The sequence below is a fragment of the Sphaerochaeta sp. UBA5849 genome, from assembly GCA_002432715.1.
Classification (GTDB): Bacteria; Spirochaetota; Spirochaetia; order Sphaerochaetales; family Sphaerochaetaceae; genus Sphaerochaeta.
On sequence record DJGJ01000030.1, the window covers coordinates 1 to 5,318 of the forward strand.

Here is a 5,318-nt window from a genome sequence, read left to right on the forward strand (position 1 = left end):
AGGCTCATCCTCCTACCCGATTGTCCAAGCTTTTGCACTCTCCCTGTGCGTGCTATGATTGCTTGTGTGGAGACTCAGATGGCTAAAACACTTATTTTATATGCGACCAAGCATGGTACCACCCATGCTTGTGCTGAAGTATTGCAGAAAGAACTGAAGGCTGATGCAGATCTTCAGAACTTGATTGAACAACCGAATGTCGATTTAGGGGCTTACGACACCATTGTCCTCGGAGGCTCGGTGCATGCAGGACGGGCCAACGGAAAATTCAGGAAGTTCTGCATTGCCAATGAACAGGCCCTTCTGCAGAAAAGACTTGGCCTGTTTCTCTGCATGATGGAAGAGGGTGAAGGGGCTGTGAGGCAGCTTGAACAGAACTACAGTAAAGCCCTCCGTGAAAAAGCCTTGGTTGTAGATTCATTCGGTGGTGAGTTCCTGTTCTCCAAAATGGGGTGGATCACCAGGAAGATGATGAAAATGATGAGTAAAGGCGATGAGGATGTGCATAACATCAGAGAGGATGCGATTAAAGCCTTTGCCGAGGTTTTGAACCGCTGATCTCAGTGTTTTGCCGATGCTTTCTTAAGTCGGTTGTTGATGGCAACGCCGATGCCCTCTTCGGGCAAGAGGCTGCCGACCATGCAGCGTAAGTGCAGGGTGTCCAGGTGGCGGATCGCCCAATAGAGGCGACTTGCCGCTTCTTCGGCATCCTCCTTCTCGCTGACATACACCACCGGCCCCTTGAACGGGACGGACTGCTTTTCGAACAGCAACACCCCGACATCGCTTTGGTCCTTGTACAGGGTGACATCGTCGACCAGATAGAGCGGAGTCGTGGGGGCATAATGGCTTTCGAGCAACCCGGGGCTTTCTAGATGGGTATCGGTAGGACCTGCCTGTTTACCCATTGCCACCTCGCCAAGCAAGGGCTGAAGCTCCTTCAATCCGATTTTTCCCGGTCGGAGTATGGTGGGGATTTCGGTGCAGAGTGAGAGTACCGTGGATTCAATGCCGACGGTGCATGCGCCTCCATCAAGAATTGCATCGATCCGCGTCCCGAGCTGCTCGCGCACATGAAGCGCGGTAGTCGGGCTGGTATAAGCGAATCGGTTTGCACTCGGCGCTGCAATGGCTTTGCCGCTGGCCTTGATCAAGTTCAACGCCAAAGGGTTGGAAGGCATCCGGATGGCAACCGTTTGGCTGTTGGCCGTAACAATCGAGGGCACAGCGGGATGTTTTTTCAATACCATGGTCAAAGGACCGGGCCAGAAGTGATCCATCAGGAGTTTGGCTCTTGGGTCGAGGTCGACTACCAATCCCTCAAGTTGTTCCAATTGGGCGATATGGACGATCAGGGGGTCGAAGAACGGCCGCTCTTTGGCAGCGAAAATACCTCTCACAGCCTCTTCATTCATGGCATCTGCACCAAGACCGTAGACAGTCTCGGTGGGGAAGGCCACCAGCTTGCCTTGTGCAAGCAGTGCCGCATCTTCGGCAATAAGCTTTGGCAGTTGTTCGCTGGGCCTTGGATACGCCTCTATGTAGGAGACTGCATCGGCAAGCGTATGGAAGAACAAGGTTATGATTGGAGATGCTGCAAGCTCAAGCGGACAGTAGAAGGAGAGTTTTATCCCCTCATCGAGCAAAAATGTCTCGGTCTTGTCAGCAACATTGTCGAACAGTGTTTGCTCGGTCGCCTGCAGGCAGGAGGAAAGAAATGGATGGGCTTTGCACAAAACCTGTGCATCAGAGCGAGCATCCTTAGGGTAAGCGAGGGAAACGGTGCAATCCACGGCAAGCCCCATCAACGATTGAAGGGCATCGCTTTGGTGCATGAGCAGCTTGGGTGTTACATAGATGGTGGACTGATGGTGCATTCTCTTTCCTCGCCTTGCAAGAGTACCGCAAAGACCGAAGGCAAGGCAAGCCGGTTTGTGATACACTCCTCCTATGACGATCAGATCCTATACCGAGCAGGATATCCCGGCCATGACGGGGCTTTGGAACGAGATTGTGGATGAAGGCAATGCCTTTCCCCAGGACGAAAAGCTTGACAGCATAACGGCTTCGGCTTTCTTTTGCAGCCAAAGCTATGCAGCGGTTGCCATCGATGAAGGCGAACTTGCAGGCCTGTACATTCTGCATCCGAACAACGTAGGAAGGGCCGGCCATATAGCGAATGCTTCGTATGCTGTCAAGAAGACCATGCGGGACAAAGGAATCGGAAAGGCCTTGGTCAAGGACTCGCTGGGTCAGCTTTCCCGCTTCAGCTTCAGGATCCTGCAATTCAACGCTGTGGTTGCTTCCAATACACGAGCGCTCGCACTCTATGAGAGACTCGGTTTTGAGAGGCTGGGGACGATCAGGGGAGGGTTTGCCAAGGATGACGGGGGCTTTGAGGATATTGTGAGCATGGTGTATTACGTACCAAGCCTATGATCAAGGCCGTACCAAGCCTATGATCAAGGCCTGTTTGATTCTGGTCCTTTCATGGTTTATACTGTAAACATATTCTAGCAAGGGAAGCCTCTCCCAATTCAAAGAAGGCGGATGATGAGCATGCAAACCAACGATGAAGAACTGAGAAAAATCGACTTCTCCGACATACCGGAGATGACCGATGCACAGCTGTCCCAGTTGCAGCCTTCGCACGTGCAAAATCAGGCAAAACCTATGCATCGTGAATTGCCCAGGAGCTTGGGTAGGGAAATCGGCTCTACGGAAGGGAATGACTGAGGCCTCTCACTCGCCGATGATCTTAATCAGCACGCGCTTGGTTCGCTTCCCATCGAACTCATAGTAGAAAATTTGCTCCCAGGTACCGAAATCAAGCTTTCCCTTGGTTATTGCCACCACACTCTCTCGTCCCATGATGGTGCGCTTGAGGTGTGCATCGGCATTGTCCTCATATCCGTTGTGCCGATACTGGCTGTAGGGTTTTTCCACAGCCGGCTTCTCCAGCCAAACCTCGTAGTCTTGATGCAGCCCGCTTTCATCGTCATTGATGAAGACGCTTGCGGTAATATTCATGGCATTTATTAACTCAAAGTTCGCACATGCCTAAGCAGCTAGATCCAGGCATGTTTTCAGCTTTTCAGGCAGTTGCATGAGGAATTTGTTCATCGCTTCATTGAGCTTCTCGGGGGGCATGGAATATTCAGAAGCGAGGGTCTCGACGAACAAGGCCAACACCAGTTCGATGGCGTGGAAAAGGGCTGCGTCCTGGACATCTTCCAGGAGTTGGTAGAACAGTTCCCCGAAACTCAACTCATCAGAGTTCTGGCGGTTCAGCCAGGAGAGCATCGCATATTGGAACATGACTATGGCCGTGCTGGCATGGATTTCGGAGTAATCCAGCGATTGGGTACTCTTTTGCAGGCAAAGAAAGGATTTGCAAGTCTGAAACATAGTCTCAATTCCCCAACGGCAGCAGTAGTATTCGACTATCTGGTCCTCTGACAGGCTGCCGTCGGTGGAGAGGATGGCCAGGTATTCGCTTTTCTTGTTCCTGTTTCTGACGAACACGATTTTCGATTCCTGGTTGGGCCCCCCATCCTTGTTGATCAGCGAGATGGTGGCGGAGAAGAGGAACTTCCTGCCTTTCGAGTCGTCCTTTCCTGCCTTGCGGTTCAGCTTGCGCTGGATCCGCTCATCCTTGACGCACATGCGGAATATCTGGCCGAGCTTTCTCCTTTCCCCCTTGTAGAGGTAATAGGTGGAGGAGTTCTTCAGCATGCAGATCACATCGTATCCCTTGGCCTTGACGGCGAAGATGGTGGCGGGGTTGGCGAACCACTTGTCGCACAGCAGGTACCGGGCCTGGAGCTTCGCCGCCGTAGCGACATCCAGAAGGTCAAGCAGCGTATCGTTCATCTTCTGCCTTGCCAGTCTGCGTATCTTGAAGCCAAAGTCCTCCTTTTCCTTGGCGGCAAGCTTTTTGGATTGCCTGAGCAGTTTTTTCTGGTCGCAGGTGCTCATGTTGCAAAAGGATACGGGAAGGACCGACACCCCGTCGGTCCAGACAAGGGTGAGCATCCTGAACCCCTTGTAGTAGCGCCTGAGGGCATGGTCCCAGTTCCTGGCGCTCAGCTCCACTTTCTTGGACCTGTTGCGATAGTAGCTGCTGTCATCGGCCACCAGGAAGAAAGGCTTTTGTTCTCCCTTGCAATCGTTGCGGCGGATCGGCAGCAGATCCTTGTCTATGATCTCTTTCGCCAGGAGGGACAGGAACCTGTTCCAGTCCATTTTCATGGACTGGAGGAACCGATGGCATGTATCCTTCTTCACCATGTTCCCATACTTGCGGGTTTTCTGGTCCCTGTTCATGGATGTTCCGCAGAACAGCAGGGTGCTCAGGTAGTAGAAGACCTTCAGGACTTCTATGCCCTTCTGCTTGTGCGCCCCACAAAGACGAAGAATGCTTCCGATTTTAAATCTCCGGGAAAAATCCTGGACTTGGCTTGTAATGGTGTCGGTGTTATTGGTAAAATCCATCAGCATGTTAGGCATAAGCTCCTTGTCTTGTATAGGTTTATAGTACATCCATTATACCAGATTTGCGAGCTTATGTCTATATATTACATGTAATTATAATCGTTTTAATCAGAAGTTTTCCTTTGCTTTTTAGTCAAAATACTATGGCTCAGCGGTATGCGAACTTTGAGTTATTAATACCAATCCATCCTGGACGGTGCTTTCTTGGACAGCTTGTTGTACGAGATGCGTTATGTTCACCAAGGCCCTGCGTGAAGGTAGATGGAAAGACAACTCTTTACGAGAACTTTTCATGCTCTATGCTCCTCCGTTCATGATATAGGATAGAGAAGGAACGATAAGTGGTCAAATGAGGCGAGTAAGAAGCCTGTAAGTATTTATTATATTCCTATATTCACATTAAAAAGCTGTATAAAATTACAAACTATGCAAATTACTTATTGTAATAACTATAGATACCTTGCTTTATTCATTTCTCGGGTTTAGTATGCTTACAAAGGTCTTCTGGAATATATTACAGCATCCTTTGGATGTTTCATGGTATAGATGCAGGTTTTGCGTGCACTGTCTCCGTTTTTTTCCAAGGAGGTCCTCATGAGCGATCGACACACCGCGATCCAAGCAATCGTAGCGTCCCATCGTACCGAGCGTGGAGCACTACTTTCCATTCTGGAAGCAGTCCAGCGCAGCAGCGACCACAACTACCTCAGCAAGGAGGAGTTGGTCCTGGTTGCAAAGGAGCTGGAAGTACCCCTTTCGACAGTCTATTCAGTTGCCACCTTCTATGCATTTTTCAATCTTAAACCGCAAGGCGAGCATGTAAT

7 protein-coding genes are annotated in these 5,318 nt (G+C 50.5%); 4 read left to right on the forward strand and 3 right to left on the reverse strand.

Translation table 11 applies throughout. The features are described 5' to 3' along the window. Positions 1-78 precede the first annotated feature (78 nt). Positions 79-558 (forward strand): flavodoxin domain-containing protein, encoded by a 480-nt coding sequence (locus B3K89_RS04760; RefSeq protein WP_345907137.1) that lies wholly within the window; start codon positions 79-81, stop codon positions 556-558. A 2-nt stretch (positions 559-560) separates the two neighbouring features. Here the strand turns inward: B3K89_RS04760 and B3K89_RS04765 are convergent, their stop codons facing one another. Further along, a complete protein-coding gene (locus tag B3K89_RS04765; protein ID WP_293896568.1) occupies positions 561-1,877 on the reverse strand; it encodes an L-threonylcarbamoyladenylate synthase in 1,317 nt (438 codons plus the stop codon). A 73-nt stretch (positions 1,878-1,950) separates the two neighbouring features. Here B3K89_RS04765 and B3K89_RS04770 point away from each other — a divergent pair, with 73 nt between their 5' ends. Next, entirely contained in the window at positions 1,951-2,439 is a 489-nt protein-coding gene (locus B3K89_RS04770) for a GNAT family N-acetyltransferase (RefSeq protein ID WP_345907138.1), read from the forward strand. Positions 2,440-2,559: 120 nt separating this feature from the next. After that, complete coding sequence (locus B3K89_RS04775; RefSeq protein WP_345907139.1) at positions 2,560-2,736, forward strand: hypothetical protein; 177 nt, start codon at positions 2,560-2,562, stop codon at positions 2,734-2,736. Positions 2,737-2,742: 6 nt separating this feature from the next. Here the strand turns inward: B3K89_RS04775 and B3K89_RS04780 are convergent, their stop codons facing one another. Both B3K89_RS04780 and B3K89_RS04785 read right to left on the reverse strand, forming a co-directional pair. Continuing rightward, positions 2,743-3,030 carry a secondary thiamine-phosphate synthase enzyme YjbQ gene (locus tag B3K89_RS04780; RefSeq protein ID WP_345907140.1) on the reverse strand — a complete coding sequence of 96 codons (288 nt, stop codon included), beginning with the start codon at positions 3,028-3,030 and terminating at the stop codon, positions 2,743-2,745. A gap of 30 nt (positions 3,031-3,060) precedes the next feature. Further along, positions 3,061-4,509: an IS4 family transposase gene (locus tag B3K89_RS04785; RefSeq protein ID WP_345907141.1), complete on the reverse strand. Its 1,449-nt coding sequence runs from the start codon at positions 4,507-4,509 to the stop codon at positions 3,061-3,063. Between the two features lie 579 nt (positions 4,510-5,088). Between B3K89_RS04785 and B3K89_RS04790 the strand changes: the two genes are divergently transcribed. Next, positions 5,089-5,318: NAD(P)H-dependent oxidoreductase subunit E (locus B3K89_RS04790; protein WP_293893718.1), on the forward strand; the 230-nt coding region annotated here is incomplete at its 3' end.

Excerpts from the sequence above, each read along its gene's own strand:
- B3K89_RS04760 (WP_345907137.1), top strand. The coding sequence starts at position 79 with ATGGCTAAAACACTTATTTTATATGCGACCAAGCATGGTACCACCCAT.
- B3K89_RS04765 (WP_293896568.1), bottom strand. The coding sequence starts at position 1,877 with ATGCACCATCAGTCCACCATCTATGTAACACCCAAGCTGCTCATGCAC.
- B3K89_RS04770 (WP_345907138.1), top strand. The coding sequence starts at position 1,951 with ATGACGATCAGATCCTATACCGAGCAGGATATCCCGGCCATGACGGGG.
- B3K89_RS04775 (WP_345907139.1), top strand. The coding sequence starts at position 2,560 with ATGCAAACCAACGATGAAGAACTGAGAAAAATCGACTTCTCCGACATA.
- B3K89_RS04780 (WP_345907140.1), bottom strand. The coding sequence starts at position 3,030 with ATGAATATTACCGCAAGCGTCTTCATCAATGACGATGAAAGCGGGCTG.
- B3K89_RS04785 (WP_345907141.1), bottom strand. The coding sequence starts at position 4,509 with ATGCCTAACATGCTGATGGATTTTACCAATAACACCGACACCATTACA.